Annotated in this window: 25 protein-coding genes and 1 pseudogene; 21 read left to right on the top strand and 5 right to left on the bottom strand. The window is 41.0% G+C overall.

The features are described 5' to 3' along the window. Positions 1-176: 176 nt before the first annotated feature. Entirely contained in the window at positions 177-638 is a 462-nt protein-coding gene (locus IB144_RS16175; RefSeq protein ID WP_023328047.1) for a hypothetical protein, read from the top strand. Between the two features lie 620 nt (positions 639-1,258). On the opposite strand, the gene IB144_RS16170 is transcribed toward IB144_RS16175, so the two are convergent. Continuing rightward, a complete protein-coding gene (locus IB144_RS16170) occupies positions 1,259-1,972 on the bottom strand; it encodes a hypothetical protein (RefSeq protein WP_023328046.1) in 714 nt (237 codons plus the stop codon). Between the two features lie 211 nt (positions 1,973-2,183). On the opposite strand from IB144_RS16170, the gene IB144_RS16165 reads away from it, so the two are divergent. The 5 genes and pseudogenes from IB144_RS16165 (at position 2,184) to IB144_RS16145 (ending at position 4,753) form a co-directional block, all read left to right on the top strand. After that, a complete protein-coding gene (locus tag IB144_RS16165; protein WP_149358985.1) occupies positions 2,184-2,579 on the top strand; it encodes an STM2901 family protein in 396 nt (131 codons plus the stop codon). A 27-nt stretch (positions 2,580-2,606) separates the two neighbouring features. After that, positions 2,607-3,769, top strand: a protein-coding gene (locus IB144_RS16160) for an IS3 family transposase (protein WP_087759146.1) whose coding sequence is annotated in 2 segments (ribosomal slippage) — positions 2,607-2,868 and positions 2,868-3,769 — 1,164 coding nt in all. Because the reading frame shifts where the segments join, the coding sequence is not laid out codon by codon here. Between the two features lie 35 nt (positions 3,770-3,804). Beyond that, positions 3,805-3,891, top strand: a pseudogene (locus IB144_RS16155) (STM2901 family protein); the annotation flags it as partial. A gap of 7 nt (positions 3,892-3,898) precedes the next feature. Continuing rightward, entirely contained in the window at positions 3,899-4,255 is a 357-nt protein-coding gene (locus IB144_RS16150) for a DUF1493 family protein (protein ID WP_032435857.1), read from the top strand. 12 nt (positions 4,256-4,267) lie between these two features. Beyond that, positions 4,268-4,753 carry an Hcp family type VI secretion system effector gene (locus IB144_RS16145; RefSeq protein WP_023328045.1) on the top strand — a complete coding sequence of 162 codons (486 nt, stop codon included), beginning with the start codon at positions 4,268-4,270 and terminating at the stop codon, positions 4,751-4,753. Positions 4,754-4,783: 30 nt separating this feature from the next. On the opposite strand, the gene IB144_RS16140 is transcribed toward IB144_RS16145, so the two are convergent. Together IB144_RS16140 and IB144_RS16135 are read right to left on the bottom strand one after the other, a co-directional pair. Next, the gene (locus IB144_RS16140; protein WP_023328044.1) at positions 4,784-5,467 is read right to left on the bottom strand and encodes a hypothetical protein; all 684 of its coding nucleotides are present in this window, start codon (positions 5,465-5,467) and stop codon (positions 4,784-4,786) included. A gap of 117 nt (positions 5,468-5,584) precedes the next feature. Next, the gene (locus IB144_RS16135; RefSeq protein ID WP_023328042.1) at positions 5,585-5,893 is read right to left on the bottom strand and encodes a hypothetical protein; all 309 of its coding nucleotides are present in this window, start codon (positions 5,891-5,893) and stop codon (positions 5,585-5,587) included. A gap of 161 nt (positions 5,894-6,054) precedes the next feature. Between IB144_RS16135 and IB144_RS16130 the strand changes: the two genes are divergently transcribed. Continuing rightward, positions 6,055-6,585, top strand: coding sequence for a hypothetical protein (locus IB144_RS16130; RefSeq protein WP_023328041.1), 531 nt, complete (start codon positions 6,055-6,057; stop codon positions 6,583-6,585). Between the two features lie 10 nt (positions 6,586-6,595). Further along, complete coding sequence (locus IB144_RS16125; RefSeq protein WP_023328040.1) at positions 6,596-6,886, top strand: hypothetical protein; 291 nt, start codon at positions 6,596-6,598, stop codon at positions 6,884-6,886. A gap of 96 nt (positions 6,887-6,982) precedes the next feature. Here the strand turns inward: IB144_RS16125 and IB144_RS16120 are convergent, their stop codons facing one another. Further along, positions 6,983-8,104: a DUF3800 domain-containing protein gene (locus IB144_RS16120; protein ID WP_023328039.1), complete on the bottom strand. Its 1,122-nt coding sequence runs from the start codon at positions 8,102-8,104 to the stop codon at positions 6,983-6,985. 243 nt (positions 8,105-8,347) lie between these two features. On the opposite strand from IB144_RS16120, the gene IB144_RS16115 reads away from it, so the two are divergent. The 13 genes from IB144_RS16115 to IB144_RS16055 are packed head-to-tail and all read left to right on the top strand — an operon-like array spanning position 8,348 to position 21,512. Beyond that, complete coding sequence (locus IB144_RS16115) at positions 8,348-8,929, top strand: terminase small subunit (protein WP_023328038.1); 582 nt, start codon at positions 8,348-8,350, stop codon at positions 8,927-8,929. A 19-nt stretch (positions 8,930-8,948) separates the two neighbouring features. Continuing rightward, complete coding sequence (locus IB144_RS16110; RefSeq protein WP_228963392.1) at positions 8,949-9,368, top strand: phage terminase large subunit family protein; 420 nt, start codon at positions 8,949-8,951, stop codon at positions 9,366-9,368. Further along, positions 9,331-10,752: a terminase gpA endonuclease subunit gene (locus IB144_RS16105; protein ID WP_306293159.1), complete on the top strand. Its 1,422-nt coding sequence runs from the start codon at positions 9,331-9,333 to the stop codon at positions 10,750-10,752. The genes IB144_RS16110 and IB144_RS16105 overlap by 38 nt, the downstream gene beginning before the upstream one ends. A gap of 12 nt (positions 10,753-10,764) precedes the next feature. Beyond that, positions 10,765-11,295: a hypothetical protein gene (locus IB144_RS16100; protein ID WP_023328036.1), complete on the top strand. Its 531-nt coding sequence runs from the start codon at positions 10,765-10,767 to the stop codon at positions 11,293-11,295. Further along, on the top strand, positions 11,295-12,797 hold the full coding sequence (locus IB144_RS16095) for a phage portal protein (protein WP_023328035.1): 1,503 nt from the start codon (positions 11,295-11,297) through the stop codon (positions 12,795-12,797). Before IB144_RS16100 ends, IB144_RS16095 begins: the two co-directional genes overlap by 1 nt. Beyond that, a complete protein-coding gene (locus IB144_RS16090; RefSeq protein ID WP_023328034.1) occupies positions 12,745-14,541 on the top strand; it encodes a phage major capsid protein in 1,797 nt (598 codons plus the stop codon). Before IB144_RS16095 ends, IB144_RS16090 begins: the two co-directional genes overlap by 53 nt. A 12-nt stretch (positions 14,542-14,553) precedes the next feature. Then, positions 14,554-14,877 carry a hypothetical protein gene (locus IB144_RS16085; protein ID WP_023328033.1) on the top strand — a complete coding sequence of 108 codons (324 nt, stop codon included), beginning with the start codon at positions 14,554-14,556 and terminating at the stop codon, positions 14,875-14,877. Further along, positions 14,877-15,269: a hypothetical protein gene (locus tag IB144_RS16080; protein ID WP_071836344.1), complete on the top strand. Its 393-nt coding sequence runs from the start codon at positions 14,877-14,879 to the stop codon at positions 15,267-15,269. Before IB144_RS16085 ends, IB144_RS16080 begins: the two co-directional genes overlap by 1 nt. Positions 15,270-15,284: 15 nt before the next feature. Beyond that, on the top strand, positions 15,285-18,038 hold the full coding sequence (locus IB144_RS16075) for a tail fiber domain-containing protein (RefSeq protein WP_023328032.1): 2,754 nt from the start codon (positions 15,285-15,287) through the stop codon (positions 18,036-18,038). Positions 18,039-18,095: 57 nt separating this feature from the next. Next, positions 18,096-18,557 (top strand): phage tail tube protein, encoded by a 462-nt coding sequence (locus IB144_RS16070; RefSeq protein ID WP_032435856.1) that lies wholly within the window; start codon positions 18,096-18,098, stop codon positions 18,555-18,557. Positions 18,558-18,614: 57 nt separating this feature from the next. Further along, a complete protein-coding gene (locus IB144_RS16065; protein WP_023328030.1) occupies positions 18,615-18,914 on the top strand; it encodes a hypothetical protein in 300 nt (99 codons plus the stop codon). Positions 18,915-18,946: 32 nt separating this feature from the next. Further along, the gene (locus IB144_RS16060) at positions 18,947-19,303 is read left to right on the top strand and encodes a hypothetical protein (RefSeq protein ID WP_032435855.1); all 357 of its coding nucleotides are present in this window, start codon (positions 18,947-18,949) and stop codon (positions 19,301-19,303) included. Beyond that, complete coding sequence (locus IB144_RS16055; protein ID WP_023328028.1) at positions 19,293-21,512, top strand: hypothetical protein; 2,220 nt, start codon at positions 19,293-19,295, stop codon at positions 21,510-21,512. The genes IB144_RS16060 and IB144_RS16055 overlap by 11 nt, the downstream gene beginning before the upstream one ends. Positions 21,513-21,523: 11 nt before the next feature. On the opposite strand, the gene IB144_RS16050 is transcribed toward IB144_RS16055, so the two are convergent. Next, positions 21,524-22,003 (bottom strand): hypothetical protein, encoded by a 480-nt coding sequence (locus IB144_RS16050; RefSeq protein ID WP_125049973.1) that lies wholly within the window; start codon positions 22,001-22,003, stop codon positions 21,524-21,526. Between the last annotated feature and the right edge of the window lie 19 nt (positions 22,004-22,022).

Here is a 22,022-nt window from a genome sequence, read left to right as displayed (position 1 = left end):
ATTCAACAAAGCCCTTATGTTGCTGGACGTAAGTCATACATCTATGAGCTATCGCAGAAGTATAAAGCATATCCGAAACTTAGTGCGGTACTATTACAAAAATCAAAATAATAAAATGGCCTGAGTACTGGAAATACTACAGGCCAAAATTAACATCTAACTTAGGAGTATTTATTATGGCAAAAACTTATTCAAGTTTTGATAACAGAAACATAAAAGCACTAATTAGTCAGTACAAGCTATATAAAGATATCCCATGTGAAGATATCAAAAATATAATGAAGGATTCAGTGGCTAAACTGAATGTGAGGGATAAGATTAGTGTATACGATGTGTTTACAGTATTGAGCAATGAAGATGAAATACGAAATGATTTACTATTCAGCACTATCAATGCTATTAAAGTAAATCAGAATAAGAAACAAGTAAAAGAACGTATGATCAGGTACTACGGGGCAGCGATCACGGATGCAGCAAAACGAATCGAGCAGTATATGATGGAGCACCCAGACGCACTACCAGCACCGGCATATGGACAAAGAACACTAACATATAAAGAGGTAGGTAAGCTATTGGACCTACAAAAACAAGGTAACTTTATTGATGACATGATCGAGTACTTAAAGAGCTTGCGTTAATTATGCCTTATTGCGGCATATAACGGCATATATCCATGCCGTAATACGGCAAAAAAAGCTCCTGAAACCCGCGTTTTACCATCAATACGGCAACTAAGTATAGAGATACGAAATCCATTCCATTTCATTCCATGTATTTCTTTCTCTATCAGTATTCAATGAAACTGTGACTTGCGTCACGAATACTACTCGTCGTGAACTCCTCGTAGTATTGGTTAGTAACTTTGCGTTTTTCTCGCTGTACTCGAAAGAACGCCAAAGCCCTTACTCGCTCTCGCTCAGACAGATAATAGTACTGACAAATGAAGTACTCAAAGTGATTTGGCAAGTCTTCGTGAGTACCTACGCGGTCGTAAACTCCCTTGTCGGGGTTATCGGGCTGTTGAAGCCCTTACTGTGTAAACTACTAAATCAGTACTGTCACCAAGGTATTAGTGAGTAACCCGCCAGCCCCGCTGCCACAAGCACACCCTCCGGCCAACCGGGCCTATTGCTTAAGTGAGTCATGACAGTATAACTAATGTAACGGTGCTTAATGAAAGACTCAGATGAGAAGCCCGATTTTATCAGAAACTGTTAGCATATGCGGTATCGACATAATTCCAATGCACTACGATAAACTATACATCAAATAGTTCTCGGAATTTATATGTTCTAATTTTTTCATGGATACTTGTTCCTTGATAATAAGAAGAGAGAGCCTCAGCATAATTTACCTTAAAATGATGCCCAAAGAGTGCAAAATATCTTTCATCATTTATAAATTCAGATAATGCATTTCTTAGGTTAAAAGTCGCATTCGATAAAGACATAATTGTCATTTGATAAACATCAAGCAGTTGATAAATTTCCTTTTCCTTTAATATTGTCACATCCCAGCGTTTTAATGATGAAAATTTAGAATGCGTATCCTGTAATCTCAATCTGTTATTTTCAATTAATACTCGTAACTCATCAAGTGAACTTATTACTTTATTTCTGTCTGCTTGATTGTCAAAGATGTTAGAACGATAGTAGATTTCAGCTTCCGCTAAACTATCTATATAAGAGCTATGGGTGGAAGAAAAAGTATCGATTTCATTAAGTATAGCTTCGGCTTTTTCCATACCTAATGTTCGTGTTTTCTCTGATAACCAATTTTTTGCATTAATAGCCGCATATAATGCAGCTCCAGCCATTATAGCATTGCATAATGTGGATGCCCAATCAGAGACACTACCCCATTCAAAATCGTTATTTCCAGAAAATAAAACTTTAACCAACACCAATATTGTTACCCATAAGAGTACAAGAACAGTGCAAATCAAAGCATTGTTATATTTTTTAAATTTCATTTGTTTAAACTTTCAATTAAGGATTTCTAAGGGCATTCTACCATTTTATGGATGGATTAGTAACTGTTGGTTGAGTGTGATCATTATCACAACTTAATTTAAAATTAAGTACTGCTGAACTTAAATAAGAAATTTCATGGGGTTTTATCTCCCATCTGTGTCCAAATTGATAGTACTATAGGGAATTCTACACAAAAAGTAGGGATTACTGATGGATACAGTAGAAGAACTTAACGGAACATACTTCTATGATGGTTCGTCCAATCTGAGTGCAGGGGAGCTATTCTTCTGGATTATGGTTGATGAAACATTAGATCACTTTGGTATATCAGACATAGCCGCAGTTGCAGGGATCTACCTTGGTTCGAATAGTGTCACGGTAGCAGGTAAGTTAGCAGGAGCAACGCCCGGAACATCCGTAGCATCAATCTATTCCAGAAAATTATTCAGAGGAAAGATGATGCCAGTTAGGATGCCTACATGGATCGGATTCCCCCCTAATGCTAAACGAATTATGACACAGAGGTTGGGTACATTTGTTGGTAGGACTATTCCTCTTGTTGGTTGGGTGATCCTACCCGCGAATAGTGGACACGCGACTAAGTGAGTAAACTCCCAGACAGAGGTATCTCACATGACTAAATCAGCAACCGTAAGTAAGAAACCACGTAAACAGCATTCGCCTGAATTCCGCAGCGAAGCCCTGAAGCTTGCGGAGCGCATCGGCGTTGCCGCTGCCGCCCGGGAACTCAGCCTTTACGAGTCTCAGCTATATACCTGGCGCAGCAAATTACAGCAGCAGAAAACGTCTTCCGAACGGGAAAATGAGCTGGCCGCTGAAAATGCCCGCCTGAAGCGCCAGCTGGCAGAGCGTGACGAGGAGCTGGCTATCCTCCAAAAGGCCGCGACATACTTCGCAAAGCGCCTGAAATGAAGTATGTCTTCATCGAAAAACATCAGGCTGAGTTCAGCATTAAAGCCATGTGTCGGGTGCTGCGCGTGGCCCGCAGCGGCTGGTATGCCTGGCGTATCCGTCGCCTGCAGCTAAGCCCGCGTCAACAATTTCGCCGGCAATGTGACAAAGCGGTCAGTCAGGCCTTTCATCAGGCGAAACAGCGCTACGGCGCACCGCGCATTACTGATGAGCTGCGCGAACAGGGGGTGAAATACAACATCAAAACGGTAGCGGCCAGCCTGAAGCGGCAGGGGCTAAGGGCCAAAGCCGCGCGTAAGTTCAGTCCGGTGAGTTATAAGCCCCATAATCTGCCGGTATTCGATAATCTGCTGAATCAGGATTTCACCGCCAGCGCACCGAATCAGAAGTGGGTGCAGGACATCACCTACATTCGCACCGATGAGGGCTGGCTGTATCTTGCCGTGGTGATTGACCTGTGGTCCCGCGCGGTTATTGGCTGGTCGATGTCATCCCGAATGACGGCCCGGCTGGTATGCGATGCCCTGCAAATGGCGCTGTGGCGGCGTAAGCGGCCAAAAGGGGTTATAGCCCACAGCGACCGGGGTGGTCAGTACTGCTCAGCAGATTATCAGGCCCTGTTGAAGCAGCACGACCTTCGGGGCAGCATGAGTGCAAAAGGCTGCTGCTATGACAATGCCTGCGCGGAAAGCTTTTTCCACACGCTGAAGGTAGAGTGCATCCACGGTGAGCGTCTAATCAGTCGCGATGATATGCGTACGATGGTATTTAATTACATTGAGTGCGATTACAATCGCTGGCGTCGTCACAGTGCCTGTGGCGGCCTCAGCCCGGAACAATTTGAAAATCAGAATCTCGCTTAGGCGCGTGTCCATATTACGAGGAGAGGATCAGGGTTGTACTCGCAGCAGACGTTTCTATAATCAGTTTCAAAGCAGTCAATAAGTACAATACAATCGCCCATCCTTCAGATCGTCTATGGTAGGTACTGAATGAACGATTCAGATAACATAGAGCAGCAGGTCATGAATTGGTATAACGAGAACTGGAATGGGCGTGTTTTTCCATTTTTCAGGAAGCCATCATTGACGCTGGAAACGAGCCTATCAACAGGAAAGTATCCTTGGGCAGATGAAGATGCGATAGAGATACTTGATGATTACTTTACGAAGTTCAATGTTGATCGGAAAAACTTCACATTTGGTAAGTACTGGCCCAATGAAGAAGTAGTACTTCCATTGAATTTTTTACGATCAAAAGATAATAAATGGGAATGGATTGAACCAGAACCATTAACACTGAAAATGCTTGTTGAATCAGCTAAGGCTGGTCGCTGGCTTTACGATTAAAAGGAGTTTTCAATGGCAATCCCAGCACACTTATGGCTTAAAGATGATGGTGGAGCATTAATTAAGGGATCATGCGATGTAATGGATCGCGAGGGAAGTGTAGAAATTATTGGTTTCGGTCATGGTCTACATATTCCTACCGATAATAATACTGGTAAAATTACTGGAACTCGAATCCATGCACCGATGGTATTAGAAAAGGAATTTGATAGCTCTACACCGTATCTCTATAAAGCAGTTGCAACAGGCCAATCACTTAAAAGTGCTGAAATTAAATGGTACAAGATTAATGATGCTGGTCAGGAAGTAGAGTACTTTAATATGCTTCTTGAAGGCGTCAAAGTCGTTGCTGTAACTCCGATAATGTACAATACAAAGACCGTTGAAAAATGTAATCATATGGAGCGTGTAGAATTACGCTACGAAAGAATTACATGGAAGTACTGTGACGGTAATATCCAGTACACAGATGCGTGGAATGAACGAGCTACTGCTTAATTAACAAGGGGGCATCAAATGCCCCCAAGCTTACGATTTTATGTAATTTGGTTTTCTGAAGCTAAAGAATCGTGGTGATTGTTTATCATTGTTCGATATGTCTGCAACAGTTTTATCGCAGTAATATATTGTCGTTCCAGTGCTATATATGATAGCGATAATGTAAGAGATATTTAATGCCATGCTTTGATTCCATATCTGGTGCATGGAAAGTATAAAGCAAGCGTACCATATAACTATAATTAACTTGCTTAGAAATATATTAATCTTAGTGACTGATGGACGTTTGGTTCTATGGTTTTCGAAGAAAAAAAGTTTATAAAGGTTTCCTGTGACATAATATTCAATTTTATCGATTATAAACTCCCAGTTTTCTTGCCAATACTTACTGCCGATATTCACATAACAAAAACATAAAGCAAAAACAGAACCAATGATCGCAAGCGTAGGGGCTAAGAAAGCATAACTGTTATGGGTGAACAAATAACCAAATGCACCTGTTATTACAGTGAAGAATGCGAAGAAGTATGTAGCACGCTTCCAATAGAGATCTATTTCAAACTTTCTTATGTCATGGGCTTTATCAAGTGCCATGGTGATTTTTTTATGATTAATTGAATCTTTGATAATTGGACCTTCGCAGTCGATAAATTCGGCGAAGAAATCCTTATCCTCTGGTCTTATTTCAATTACTTCTTTTTCATTCTCGTCCATAATCTAATCGCTTTAGGATAAAACGGAAGTATACAAAGAATTTATTCGTTCTGTATACTACGAGAAAGTACTCCCCCTTGCTAATGGGTAGGTTTGTTGGGTGCGAGGGGGTAGTACTCAAAACGGCAGTTCTTCTTGTCCACAAAACCAACCATCTTCATGAAGCCTGGCAATTTCATCTTCCCTCACCAGATAAGTTAACCCTTCCAGTACTGAAGTGATCGGGTACTCCATGATCAGGCAGAAGCAATCACGTTGAACTGTACCGAACCAGTACTTCCCTTGTCCATTCTGGAAGAACACACGATCACCCCATGCAAACTTGTCCAGTACTGAACCGTAGTAACAAACCCTGAATTCACGCTCGCCGTGGGTGAAGGTCTGTACCCCTCGAATGATTGCTGGATCGTAGCCATTCTTACTCATTTGATGCTCTCCATAGATGTGCTGTATGGATGTACAGTATCGACTATGTGGTTTTAAAAATCCAGTAGAACACAATCAATCGATAAAACTGTTAAATTATGCATTGAATGATCTATAAAAATGATCAATATTAATGACTTACCGTCAAATGAGGTCATTAAATGAACATCCAGTACTGGTCTGTGCCGATCACTTCTCTCAATGGGCAACTGCTCGGAGTGGAAATCCAGCCACAGATAGAAATACATGGCTGCCGGGTTATTGCTGGGGATGTACTGAAGCGGCAGCTACACCATGAACAGATGAGCGTCATACGCAGGAAAGAAGAGTGGTTCAGGTCAAATGGTCTGCTCTGTGCTGTCAGTACTCCAATACTTCCCACTGAGACGGCAGACTACATAAAGCACTTTGGCTTGCACTGGCTCGATGACGTAGGGAGGCGTGGTACTACGGCTGTCGAATTGTTACACGGTGATTATGAGGTAGTACGGCTAAATAGAAGGTTCAGTGATGAGTTGATCGGCAGCGTCATGTTCCCCGTACTGCTACAGAACATCCATAGATGCTGTGACAAGGTGATCGTACAGGTACAGGATACCAACCATCACCAGTTGCTTAAGGGATGTGGAGTTTGGGCAGTACAGGGCATGTACAAGCCGATCCGCTTCGAGCACTGCGAAAAATTACTATAAGGAAATAACAATGAAAATACTCATCGTCATGTTGGTAGCACTGCTCACAGGTTGTAGTAGTGTACATCACTCATTCATGGATAACGCCTTTGTCGGCAATGTTGATAACAAGGCTGTAGTCGTACTGTTTGACGCTGGCACACGTAACGGGGTGAAGTATTATCGGCCTCAGTTTCAGAGTGATTGCGGTCGCATCTACAATCCAATCTACCAGATGGACAATGGCAGTACGACATGTCTAATACGCGAGGAAAGAATTCAAAAATATAATAATATAGATAATAAAAATCATCAAAGTTAAATTATTAAGTGATTGAGTGTATGTGGCATGATAAAATAATTGCATATGATATACTCATGCCGCTGGTGATAATAACACAGCATGAGGATATATACTTCAACGCACCATTGCTAATGTTCTGGAAATTCGTATGATATCCTTTTCAATATCATCTAAAACAGGTATTGATTTTCTGCTTCGTTCAGCAATTTCTTGCAATATATATCTATTCAAATAGCTGTTGACATTTTTAGGGTCAAGGTTTTCTGGTGTGGGAACAACACAACATTGCCAATAAAAAATCTCATCTTCGAAATGAGTTAGCCATTTTGCGTGATATCTTTCTTTGGATTTTTTCTTATTAAGCACATAAATGCTGGCCGCAGCTATCACATCAGCAATTTGAATACCATGCGTGACTTTAGAATCAGAAAGGATTATCGGCTCAGAGAGTTTGAATGTGATCGGGACTTTTTTATTATTGTAGGTCTCGAACACAATTTCATCATTACCTATCATCTCATTGAATGATTCCTGATGGGTGATTAATGGTTTTGAACTGTCACATATAGCCCTCAATGTACCAAACCTACTACTCATATCGCATAAGAGATTATAAAGAGAAGTAGTTGTCAAATCTAACAACCACTTATCAAACCCAGTTCCCTCAAGACCTTCATATTCCTCTTCAATTATTGAAATGTTATGTTTGGCGAAATCATGAATGTCCATCATAATTTCAGAGTTTTTAGTACCAATAACTGGTTCGATAAAACTATTAACCAATATTTTACCTCGTGAAAAATCTTCAAATCGAGAATGCAATAGTTCAGAATACTCATCCTTAGCTATTAAAGAAAAATACATTATATTAGAGATAAATAGGTGAAATTTAAGGTTGTAAAATATTGAGCTTTTAGCAGCTAATACTGGCTCGAAAATATATTCAAAGAATTTCCCTGAAAGGGCATATTTCTTTTCGTTAACAACCACACGCATACGACCACGGAAATGATTAAGTATCTCATCTACGGCTGGTTGAAGTCTCTTGCTATTAACGAGAGTGCTACCTTTTAGCTCTCCGGCTGCAATCGAGTACTTTTGTATTATGTAATCTACAAACTGTTTACTTTCTTCTTCATCAGTTATGACTGCTGCATAACTAAAAAAAGGCTGGTCTTTAGAAAGTAAGTTATTACCTGTAAACCCTGATTCGTCGAAGTAGACATTTTTTACCAATTTGGATATTCCTTTGTGACGGCAATGTGTATGTGCTTTCGATATTACATTGCAATAATGATAATGTAAAATGAAAAGTAAGTGATTTTAATCAAGTTAATTAAGTGAAGCTAATAATTAAGGTACTCCGTCAGCCTGATTGTCAATGCGAGTTTTCGGCATCGGATGCTTTGAATCGTATGTGACATTTTAGATGTACACAAAACATAGTCCTCCTGATAAATAAGTCAGGAGGACTTTTTTATGCCTAAGACAAGAACAAATAAAATCAACCTGTCAATTTCGTATAGCGAGTTATCACGCCGCTATGGTTATGACGTTTCCGTTATTAGCCGCGATTGGGTGAACAGGGGATTAGACTGTACTAAAACAGAACCTGAAATTTACGAATGGATACGTGAGAATGTCCTTGCTCCATTACGTAATACTGATACGAAAGAACAGATAGAACAAGAAAGATTAAAGAAGTTAAAAGCAGAAGCGGCATTAGCCGAACTTGAACTTGACGAAAAGAATGGTGAAGTAATCAGTACTGCATATATTGAACAAGTACTGACTGAGTATCTCTTTCAGGTAAAAACGGCAATGAGGGCAATCCCTTCTAAAGCATACCTTGAACTATTTGCACAAACAGATGCAAAAGATCTGCGTGATTTATTGAAAACGGAGATAGATAAAACATTATATCAATTAGGTTCAATGGAATTTGAACTACCCACGGATGAAGAAATATTAGAATATGGAAACGAACAAAATAAAACTTACGAGGATATTACAGAAAGTACTACCGACAATACAACCGCCGAAAATCCAGAATACGAGTGAATGGATTAGTAAAGGCGTAGTGAAATTTGTTGATGGCCCGAATATGGGGCTTGACTGGATTCCATTTAGTTTTCAAAAAGAACCAATGGATATTGCCCAACTGAGAAGTACTAAGAAGATTGTACTTCAGTCATGCAGCCAACTTTTGAAAACTACCGTCCTGCAATCAATTGCATTTGGTGCGATGGCGAATGATCCCTGTAACTTCGCATTTGGTAGCAGTTCTGAATCCGAAGTGAAAAAGTTTAAAGATGGTAAATTTCTTCCTGCAATTGAAACCAGTGAGGTACTCAAGCCTTTAGTCACAGATAAAAATGATAAGAATGCAGCAAACAATGCGAAACAGACGCAATTAGTTAACGGTACTTTTATATATTGGCTGAATTTAAACACGCCGGGTAATCTACGCGGGATTACTTGCCGTATGGTGTTACTTTGACGAAGTTAGTAATTGTGAGATTACGGATGAAGGTAATCCAATAAAATTAGCCGAAGCACGTACCAGTACCTTTGGTGATGATTCTCTTGTAGTGGTATCAAGTACTCCACTATATAAAGATGATCTGATTAATGCTGAATATAATCTCAGTGATAAACGTCGGTACTTTGTTACTCATTTTTGCGGTCATGAATATACATTTGAATGGGAGCAGGTTGCTTTCACGTTTAAAACATTAGAGAACGGTAGGGCAATACCTGACAGTACTACAACTCGTTTAATTTGCCCACATTGTCAGGGAGAGGTAGATGAGCATACACGCCATCAGATGATCGATAAAGGTCGATGGATTGCCACCAGTTCAGATGGTGAGCCGGGGGTAGTGGGTTATCAAATCAGCCGTATGTATTCACCATTAAATACAATTACTGAAATGGTCAGTAAATATGCCGATGCTCTTTATAACTTCAATTTACAGACGTTCTATAATAACGAATTGGGATTACCTTATGAGGATGAATATAAGAAAGAATTAGACATTCTTCAACTTGAATCGTTGCGTGAAGATGAATTTAACCTTCATACCATTCCTGAAAGTACTTTAGGCGTTACGATAGCCGTAGACCAGCAATTAGATCGTCTCGAGGCTACGGTACTCGGCTTCGATGAGAAGAACATTTATGTACTTGGTCATGAGTTCTTCTACGGCCACGATTGTACGAAGATTGAAAGCCCGGCATGGAAAGAGTTAGATCAATTCTGTAGGCAGGATTTCAGTACTGTATCATGCCGCATAGTTCCGACACTGGCGGTATTCGTGGATAGTTCGAACGGTAACGCTACTGATACGGTTAAGAAGTTCACAGCTCGTTGGGCTAAATACCATCCCATTAAGGGTAGTAGTTCCACTACTGGCGATTTGTTCAAGCAATCCACACAGGCCGGGTACAAGCTACAGATCCTAAACGTACATGAGCAGAAGAATGCGATACGTAAGCTACTCAATCTCATGCTAACAGAACAGGGGGATCAAGCCCCTGTGCAGTTACGCTTTAGCAGTACTCTCCCTTCTGATTACTTTGAACAACTATCTGCCGAAGAATTAAAACCCACTGGTGGCAAATTAGTATGGCGATTAAAGAAAGGGCAGAAACGTAATGAAGCCCTTGATTGTCTGGTCTATGGAATGATCGCAGTAGTTTATGCACAAAGTAAATTAGGTACTCAACCTTTCAGAAAATTACGCGAACATAAAGCTAAGGCGAACGAAAATACTAAATATAGCAAGGAAGCTATAAATAAAAATGAAGAACCAACACCCACAACGACAAAACCAGCAAAACGCAGGCGTAGTGGCATGGGGAGTAATTGGTTCGGCAAATGATAAGGATATTAAATGGCACTATTATCAGAAAAGATCTATATGGTCAGCAACCCATATGATCTGGCTGTAACATTACCCGCCAGAACAATACTTGTAGTAAGTTTTACTTCATCCGGTCAAAGTATTTCATTCGATAATCTACAGTCTGATACTTCAAGGGAATTTACTCTAACGTTAGAAATTGATACAGCAAGTGAAACACTATTCTGTACTCAAATTACTAATAACAGTGTGAGTACCTTTACCTCCGAAGTAATCAACCCTGTTATGCATACTAATGAATACGCAAAACTGAAAGGGATGATTGATGAAATTGATCAGGTTATTGCAGTAAAGATTTCTGGTGGTGCGAATTACAGCATAACAATTAATAATAAAACATTAGTAAGTGAATCTCTTAGCTCTCTTGAATCTATGCGTGAACGTTATGTGAAACGTGCAAACGCTTTATGGGCGAAGATGAATGGAATTAACGTCTCAGGAAACGGAAAACCAATCAAGAGTATTACCGTGTTTAAACCTAATACATGGAGTACTCGATAATGTTCTGGAAGAAGAAAGAAGAGAAACAACCACAGCCAGTACCAAAGAAACTACGTCAGCGTAATGCACAATCAAGTACATTGAAGAAAGATATTCAGGCAGCACGTAATACGTCAGTAATGAATTTTGGGTTCAATGCAAATACGGGAGGTAATATTAACTTTCTGTTGATGAAAGCGTTGCCTACATTCCGTGCTTTTAGTCGTGATGCAATTTTGAAAAATCCGATAGGTCGTAAGTATATGAACCTTTCGGTAGATGGGGTAGTGGGCAGTGATGGGGTATATGTAAAACCCGCCGTAGAACTTGAACAAGATGATGCAGTACTTAACGAGATTAACCAGCAGTTAGAAAAACTGTTTGACCGATGGGCATACAATCCAGACCGCTTTAGCATTGATGGAGCATTGAGTTTCGACTTATTCCAGCAGACGGTCGAGAAGATTCGGGTACAGGATGGGGAATGTTTTATTCGAATCCATACAAATAATGGACAGATTCAAATTGAAATTATCGATGCTGCACGATTAACACAGCTTAATAATCAGTTCATGTCTAATGGTAACTATATTAGTAACGGTATTGAGTTCGATAAGTACCATCGTCCGGTGAATTACTATTTCTGTACTTTCAATCCTGTTAACTATCAGTTCAATACAACTGATTACGAAGTTATTCCCGCAAATGAAATTTGTCATTACTTCATTGCCGATATACAGGGGCAGGAACGGGGCATTCCCGATATGGTTGCTACCAGTAAATTAATGACCGACTTACAGAACTTCACTGAAGCGGCATTAACGGCAAAACGTGTGAGTGCTTCGAGTATGGCATTTATCACGAACAACAGTGATACCACTCAAGTAGATCTCATTGATGACAATCGTGAGGAAGTCACTCCTGTATATACAGAGTACTTTGAAGCGGGATTTATCGGTGAACTTGGTGAAGGTCAGGATATTAAAACGATTACGCCAACAAATGGTGTCGATGGAATTGATGTTTTTACGAACGAATTGATGAACCAAATCAGTATGGGTCTTAACGTTACTAAACAAGCACTATTATCTGATACCTCTAATGCATCATTCAGTGCAGCACGACTTACAGAAAAACTCCAGGTTACGACATTCCGTACCAGAACAAATGTACTCATCAGTAAAGTACTGAAGCCAATTTATGCCGCATGGCTGAAAAATGAAATGCTACACAATAATACATTAAATCTTAGTTTCTCAGATTTTGATGATCTTATTTGTGCTCGTTTTATTTCTCAGAAACCAATCAGTCTTGATCCAGTGAAGGATATTCAGGCTGAAGTCATGCAACTCGATGCAGGTCTTAAATCCAAAACACAAGTTATCGCAGAACTGGGCGGTGATCCAGTGAAGGTATTAGCGGAGATAGCTAAAGAAAAAGAAGAGAATATTAACAAGGAAGTTAACCAGAATGGAAATAAGGAACAAGAAGAGGGAGCTAACGATACCCCTACAGGCGATTAATACAGAATCGCGAACTATCGATGTCGCCTTTTGCTCAGAAATGCCAGTAGAACGTGAAATCAATGGCGAAGTCTATAACGAAATTCTTTTGTGTGGCTCAGAAAACGCAGACCTACGCCGCCTGAATAACAATGGTGCAGTACTTTATAACCATAATCGTGATGATCTTATTGGTGCTGTTGTTTCGGCTCAAATGGATACAGACCGGGTAGGCAGAGCGACTTTAAAGATTAGTACTACAGCGAGTGATATGTGGGAAATGATCCAGGAAGGAATCCTCCAGCATATCAGTATTGGCTACAACATTAATGATTATCGAATTGAGGCTAATAACATCTATGTTACGCAATTTGAAATCTATGAAATCAGTTTAGTTACTGTACCTGCTGATACCAATGCGGGAATTGGTCGTTCTCTCGAAACAAATGAAAAGCCTATTGAACCTGAATCACTAAATACAACCAGTGAAACAATTCAAAAGGAAGAACTCATGGAAGAACAGAACAAATCTGTTGAGACGGAAATTACTCAGGAAATTGAAGTTGAAACACCAAAAGAACACAGTGATGAAGAACTGTTAGCCATTATCGCTAATCGTCCAGAACTACTAAATAAACTCACAACTGTAGAAGAAACAGTAAATAGTAATGAATTAACCGAAGCAGAATTAGAACGCCAACGCGAATTAACTTCCATCGGTAAAGTACTAAATATTGATGTGTCGGAAGCCATTGGTAAAGGAATTACCGTCTCCGAATTTAAACGTCATTTAAATGATAACAAAAATCCTGTTCATGATAAGGAAATCAAAACAATGGAAAAAAATCTAATTAAGGATATGGTGCGTGCTATCAAAACTGGTGATAAATCAGCACTTGAAGCATATGAACGTGGCCTAAATGGTTTTGTACGTGCCGTAGTACCTTCAACCAATACCAGTACTGCTACGGGTCTGGTCGTCGAAGATCTACAGGATCAGTACATTCCAGAACTACTAAAACTATCCTCACTCGGTGAACTTAACCCGACTGTGTACAGTGGCCTTGCTGGTCGTGGCAATCTTGCGATCCCTAAAGCTGATGGTGTCGCACCAGTATTCAAATTCTATGCAGAAGGTGAAACCGTTGTCGATTCTATCGCTTCCTTCTCAAAAGTCGTACTTACACCAAAAACATTTGCTGGTGCTATCCCTGTCAGTAAGACGGCGATCCTAACGGCTCCAAACATTGAGACATTCGTACAGGCAGAGTTACTCCGCTATGCCGCTCAGGGTCTTGAACAATCCGTATTCGATAAGATTGCTGCGGCTGCTCCAGTTGTTGAATCTGCTGATGCTGGTGTATTAACCCAGGCTGATGTACAGGGTGCTGTAGCTCAATTGGGTTCTGCTAATGTTGACGTTCGTCGTTGCAAGGCTGTGATGAACAGTAAAATGCTATCCAAAATGCGTCAGACTAAGGTACTCGATAATACTGCTGCTGTAGCAATGGTTGAGGGATTCCGTGCAGATGCAATGTGGCTAAATGACGAAGTACAGGTAGTCGTTTCTGAATTTATTGAAGACGATACTATTTTGATTGGTCAGTTTGATAATGTCATTATCGCTAATTGGGAAGGTCAGGAAGTTGATTTTGACGATACTACTTATCGTTCTTCTGCAACAATTGTATACCGCGTTTGGGATTTTACAGATGTAGCAATTGCCCATGCTGATGCATTCGTACAGCTAACTATCAAGGCATAATAAGGATTAATTATGAGAGCGTTTAAAGAATCGCAATGTAATGCGTTTCTGAATGCTTTTGGTCAAATAATCCAGACTTCTACGGGAAGTACTTTTACTGGCATTGTAGAAGTACTTCCCGTTTCTATTGATAGTGGTGGTGGATTTATCGAAAGCACAGAAACATATGTAAGTATGAAAAAAGAGGATTTAGTTACTGCTAACGTGGCACTTAATTCAGTACTGATAATTGATGGCATTAATCAGGTTGTCTATAACATTGAAGATGATCACTCCGGGATGGTGAATGTGTTTTACCGAACGCAATCAGGGCAATCATTTGCGGAGGATTACTAATGGAATTAGTCAGTAAAGTACGGCAAACAATGAATCAACTGATTAATGCTTCAAAGAACCTGACGGCTTCTCGTGATAAGGATGTGTTTACACAAATTGCATTCGATTATTCATTGAGTAGTATTAATTTTGGCAATCAAAGACAATCGGCATCATTTGCTATTCAGTACCTTGTTAGTCCAAAGCCAGTGAGTACTAATACGGCTCCTTCAATTACTTATGACCAGATTATCAGTACCTTTGATGAGCAAAAGTCACAGTCATTTAAAGATGCTGGATTGATTATTCTTTCTTATTCATATGAACAAAGCGACATAGTAACAGATCCCGTATCTGGCTCTGTAAGTCTGTCATTCACGATAAATATTCAAGTTACGGAGAAAACAAGATAACTAAAAGGATTTAAAATGGCAGATATTTTTACAGGTAATGGACTTTCATTATCATATAACACCGATACGGGGAACAGATCACCACAGGGAATTGGCAACGTCCAGATTAATGAAGTGGCAGAATTTCCAGTACTGGAGATTGAATCAGAGGTGAATCAGTACGACACCTACAACAGCACATATAACAGTAAATTACTTGCAGAGAAATCCGCTAATCCACTTGATATTGTTGTTAATTACCTCCCCGATGATTCTACACATCAATTTCTGGATGAAGCAGCAGAAAATCAGGATGTGTTCCAGCTAACCATTGCCTATCAGGAAGAGGGCAGCCAGTTAACTTATGCAATGGTGAACGGGGCGATTACCAGTACACAACTCTCCGGGGATAAGGATAGCGTAGTAACCAAAACCTATGAATTTACCCCAACTGATGTTGTTGCCCGTAGTCAGGCGATTACGGCGTTACTTCCGGTCTATCAGGGAGATTATGGTGTAGGTTCAAACACAACAGATGTTCCTCAGTACGCACCGGCTATCCCTACAGGGAACAGTTTTATCAAAGTACCGTCTACACAGGCGGGCAATCCTGCCGGGGCCGACATGATGGGCATGGGTCTTGTTGATGGCTCGTCTGTCAGTTCCCTTGCAATGACGAAATCGGGAACGCTAAGTATCTATGCGAAGAATGCCACTACAGCGTGGACTCGTATCTATACCGCTACACAGATGGACGCACGCTATGTTTCTCTCACTCGAACGGTAAACGGCAAGCAACTGAGTACTGACATTGTTCTGACTCCGGGTGATGTTGGTGCTGTTCCTGTAGAACGTACCGTTAATGGCCATGTACTTTCTGATGATGTGGTACTGACGAGTTCAGACACAGGCAGTGTACCGGATAGCAGAACGATCAACGGGCATGTACTCAGTGATGATGTAGTACTTTCGAAAGATGATGTTGGTCTTGGCTCCGTTACTGACGATGCACAATTGGCGATCGGTAATAACCTTTCTGATCTAACTGATATTGAAGAAGCCCGTAACAATCTGGATGTTTATTCAAAGGGCGAAGTCGATACTTTTAGTGAGAATTATGTACAAAAAACCACAACGGTTAACGGCAAGCCATTAAGCAGTAATATCATCCTTGATAAAGGGGATCTTGGCTTATCCAGCGTAACGAATGATGCACAGCTTAAAATCACATCGAACCTTTCGGATCTTGCGAACATAGCAATATCACGTACTAATCTCGGGTTAGGTAGCCTCGCGACGCAGAATGCTAACGCAGTCGCTATCACTGGCGGTACGGCAGCTTTATCGTCGCTATCCCTATCTACGGCATTACCCTTAACGAGTGGCGGTACAGGGGCTACGACGGTAGCGGCAGCACGTACAGCTTTAGGGCTTGGTACGGCAGCGACAACAAACATTGGTACATCAGGTAGTACTGTTCCGTTGCTCTCGACTTCTAACACGTGGAACGGTGTACAAACATTCACAAGTACTATTCAGGGTAATGTCTCAGGTACAGCGAGTAATGTTACTGGCATTGTGCCGATCAGTAATGGTGGTACTGGTTCAGCTACGAAACTGGAAGCTCAAACAGCACTTGATGTGTATTCGAAAGCAGGAACGCTTTCAGCAATCGGTATAGGGCAAGATCCAAGACATATCAGCGATATGGCTAATGCTGAACAATACAAAGGTTTCGCAAGAATCACTGGTTCAACTGTTGGTAGTCCAGGTACATTCGGTGGTGCTGGTTTCATTGCACAGTTCGATGGTTCTCCGTCTTATGCAGGATTATTTGTACAACCGGACGGAAACAGAGTCTTTGCCGCAGGACAAGCTACACCAACTGATTTATGGCAGTTTCATGAAGTGCCAACATTAGATCGTTCAAATAATTTTTCGACAGTTCAATCAATATACAATTCATTGGTTATTACGCGTGAAACCTGGCCCGCGATTGACTTTCTATCCACAAGTTTTACACCATCAACTATTGGCTATAAAGTTCGATTTGAAGTTAACGACGCACTAACTCCGACTATATTCTGGAGACAACAAAATAGTAATACAGGGCAGGTTGCAATCGAGTTTGACCGACCAAGCCAGGGACTGGTTAAAGTCTCATATAATGGCGGGCTTGCACCTACTGGCTCATCACAAGCAGCTACTGGTACTGATATGAATGTTGTTAATCAGGGGTGGCAAGCTGTCGGCGGTACGTGGTCAAATGGTCCATTAAGCGGAAATATCTATGGCTCATTATTTACACAGGCAACTCAGGGTTTAAATGTCGGTGGCACTTCAGCAATGGGAACAACCAATCAATGGTATCAACAACGTTTTTATGATACGTCGAATCGTATCTATTCTCGGATACAAACGAATGTTGCCGCATGGGGAGCGTGGGCACAAATAACAACATCTTCAGTTTCCGATGAAAGAGCAAAGAATATTGGTGAACAATTAGATCTTAATATTGCACTCAATAATATATCGCAAATGGATTTTGTGAACTTCACTTTTAAATCTGATGAGGATCAAACACCAAGACGTGGTGTGGTTTCACAGCAGATTATGAATATTGATCCACAATACGTTAAAGAAGTCGGTGATCTCTATCATCTCGATGAAACACCCATGATGTTAGATGGCCTTGCTGCTATCAAGGCACTAAAAATAAAGAATGATGAACTTGCAGCCGAAATTGAAACATTGAAAGTACTTGTACAATCACTACTTGATAATAAATAAATATAAAAGGGATAAATGGATTTATCCCGTCAATTCAATTCTTATAAGGATATAAATATGGCTATGGATATTTTTGCTGGTGCTAACCTACAGGTCGAAGTAGGTACAAGTGCTGGCAGTACTATTGCAACGGATTTTGAAGTAATCCCCGAAGTGAATACCTTCACGACTTCAGGCTTTGAAAGTACAGTAATTACTGTAAAAACATTTAATAACGCGTATGACCGGAAACTATTAGGTACTAAATCAATCCCTGATATTAGTCTTGCAGTTAACTACTTGCCAGATAATGAAGTACACCAAAAGTTAGAACAGCTGGCCGATGATCAGAAACGTTGTCAGATCAAACTCAGCTATTTTGAAGATGCCACTAAAACAACAGGATTCTACGTTATCTACACCTGTTTCGTGTCGAGTACGACTATCGGAGGTGACAAGGATGAAGTCGTAACTAAGACCTTCACGCTTGCTGTAGATGGTGCTGCTATTGATTCAGGACTGATTACTGAAACTCCATAATTTAATAAATAAAGGGAAGGTTATTAACTTTCCCTTTTTCGTATAAGGAGATAACAGATGAATTTAATGGAACTAAAAAAGAAACTACAACCTGAGCTAAAACCATTTGAGATCGAAGGCTTCACGCTCTACATCCACCGTCCAAGTGGTCGCGATTTCGCAAGCTGTACTGATGTGGCAAATACTCTCATTCTTTGTGTTAAAGATGAAAATGGTGATCCTATTTTCTCTGGTGAAGATATTGATGGGCGTATTAATGTTAACAGTATTGATTATGTTATGCAGGGCAAAATCTATCAGGCAATCATTCAACTCGTCAGTGACAGTAATCCAGTGGATGAAGTCGAAAAAAAGTAAGAAGTGATAGCCATCTGCGGTACTTCTGTAAAATGGTCAATAAACGTGGTTTATCACCAGATGAGTACTTTAATTTAGATCCTGAAGTACTCGATATGCTTATGGTTTACGATGTCTATATAGAACCGACAGGTACGCAAATTGAGATGTTGAAACATGCTTATCAGTGCTATTACACCACGATAAGTAATGGGAATCTCACGCCAGAGGCACGGCGTAGTATCAAAGTTGCTGATTTTGATTTTCTGGATGTTCTCAATAGCGATCTCACTACACAAGAAAAAGCAGAAGTGAAAGAACAGAAGAAAAAAGAAGCTCAGGCCAATGATATTAAATCAATCGGTGACGCTATCAGGAATCAGGTATTAGGAAAGAAGAATGGCAAATAATAATAGAATTCGTTTTGATATTGACGGGGATACGTCAGGTTTACAGCGTGCCTTGCGACAAGGCACCTCATCACTTGAAGAATTCGGTTCAAATGCTGGCGGTGTAATTGAAGATCTCACTGGCAGTTTTAGTGGGCTTGCTGGCGGTTTCGGTACGGCAATGACGGGATTAGCGGGGGCTGCTGCAATTGGTATTGGCGGTCTTACTGCACTGGTCAATTCAAGCCGCGAATATGTCCGCGAAATGAATGAAATCAGTCGTAGTACTGGATTGTCCGTGATGCAGCTTCAGCAGCTATCGGCGGCGTTTAGCGGTCTTGGCCTTGAAATGGATAAGTTTGGGGATTTCAACAAGGATACGCTCGATAAACTTGGTGATGCGTTCCGTGCCGGGGGCGGTGTTAGTGACGATCTTAAAGAGTACGGGCTAAACCTACAGCAGTATAACAAGTACCTTAAACAAGCAGATGGCGGTATGCAGGCCGTGATCCACACGTTTTATGCCATGCGGGATGCAGGTAAATCACTGGCCGAAATCGTCAACGTCATGGAGACACTGGCAAGTGATTCAAGCCACATGATCAGTACTCTACAGCAGTTCAATACTGAAGCCGATGCAATGACGTACATACAGGGCCAGAACGCCGCCGTGAGTAACGAAGCAGCAGCTAACTATGCAGAGTTCGATAAGAATCTGGATAAGCTGACTACCCGTATCAAAGGTACTATCGCTGATGGTCTGAATCCACTCGTGGGGGCAATGAATGCAGTACTGGATGCAGCCAATCAGAAGCCCCATGAAGCAGGGCTATTTGAAGATCTGAACGAAAAGATTAAAACGTCGAAGGGGTCATTACAGGACTTTTTAGACATATGGGAAAAGCTACGCACCGCCGGGGCTTTAAACTATCAGGGTGCAGCCTTGCAAACTGGCAGTATGGATAATGGCAAGCAGAGTGTGTACGCCAGTGCTCAGGCCAATCTTGAAGGACTCGTGAACAACTTTCGTAGTGACATAGCTACTGTTACGGCTCCGCAAGGAGGCTGGAAAGACGAAGCTAAAGAACGTGAGGATGCTCAGAAGAAAGCCGATCAGCTACGGAAACAGGCAGAACAAGCCCAAAAGCAGGCTGATGCAAAAAGGCTACAGGCACAGCGTAATCTTGAAACGGCACTTGCTCAGGTCGGGGAAGAGGGCTTCAAAGTACGCCTACAGCAGTTTGACAGGCAACAGAAAGCCCTTCTTAAGACGATTACGGACAGTGCTCAGGTTCTTGGAATATCACCAAAACAACTTAAAGAATATGTCGATGCTGCAAATGCTTCTGGTACTAAACAACGTAATGATTTAATCAATTCAATGGTTGGTTATCAAGATCCCAATCAGGGTTTGAAAGATACAAATAGCTTAATTTCTTCTGGTGTACTGAACAGTACTCAAAAATCATTCCTGACAGATCAGCAGAATCAGCGTATCAATGGTGGTAATCCCTTAAGTTATGATAATACCGATCAATTACTGAAAGATAATCAGGATGCCATGAATGCAGAACTTCAGCAGAATGATTTATTACTGAAGGGTCATGAAGATTATGAAAAGCGAAAGGCAGAGATTACGGCAAAGTATAATGCTCAGGCTATCGATATCAGTAACCAGAATGCACAGCAACAATTGACTATTTTCAGCGATACAGCCCAATCCTTAAGTGATGGCATGGTGGCAGCGTTTGGTGAATCTTCAGGGGCAGCACAGGCGGCATTCGCATTGAGTAAGGGCATTACTATTGCTCAGACAGTACTCTCAATACAATCAGCATTAGCACAGGCTCTTGCTACGCCCTGGCCCGCAAGCCTCGCAAACTACGCTCAGGTACTATCGTTAGGTATGAGCATTATCAGTACTGCGAAGGGGGCTGCAAGTGGGCAGTTCCACGGCGGTGTAGATGAATTGCCAGCAGGTATGGATAACAAAAGTTTTGTACTGAAAGCCGGTGAGCGTGTAGTACAGCCAGAAGCTAACAAGAAGCTGACTAAGTTCCTCGATACTCAGGAGAAAGGCGGTAGTACTGCTGGAGATATCACCGTCAACGCCCCCTTGATCATTCAGGGAGACGTTGCAGGTGATGATAAGAAATTCAATGAAATGTTGAAGAAACACGCTAATAGCGTTACTCAGGCCGTGAGAAGCAGTCAGAGACGAAATACCTAAAATCTATCTTCTCAGGGGTTTTTAGTCTCATTATCAAACGTAGATGAAAGAGCAAAAAGAGAGTTATAAAGATTGCTGTACTCACTTCGTAGAATTTTTACTTTATTATTAGGTAATGGTTTGACAAATGCCAGTTCCAAAGAAAGTGTTCTTAATCGAGTGAGGGAATGATAACTTTTTACTACAGTGTTTAATTCATCTTTTGATAAGATCGATAACTTATCTAATTGTGAGTAATAAACTTCATCGTGAAGATTAGTGGCGACGAGTGCCATTTTATCAACTGCTTCTTTGTCATCTTCAGGAAGAGGAATGCAAATATCTACTGTGCCAAATGCATGAGACTCATCACCACCTGTTGACAGAGTTAAGAGATTATTACTGATCTCACTCAGAAGTAAAACTCTCAGTTTGTAAGCCTGATCAGAGCTATCTCGTATTTTGTCATAACCGTTGTAACCTAATTGGGCAATGAACAATAGCATTGCCATTATTACAGATGCGGCCTGC

This window comes from Klebsiella sp. K4 (assembly GCF_014596785.2).
In the GTDB taxonomy this organism is placed as follows: domain Bacteria; phylum Pseudomonadota; class Gammaproteobacteria; order Enterobacterales; family Enterobacteriaceae; genus Klebsiella; species Klebsiella pneumoniae.
The sequence above is the reverse complement of the archived record's forward strand: the minus strand, read 5'-3'. Positions and strand labels throughout refer to the sequence as shown.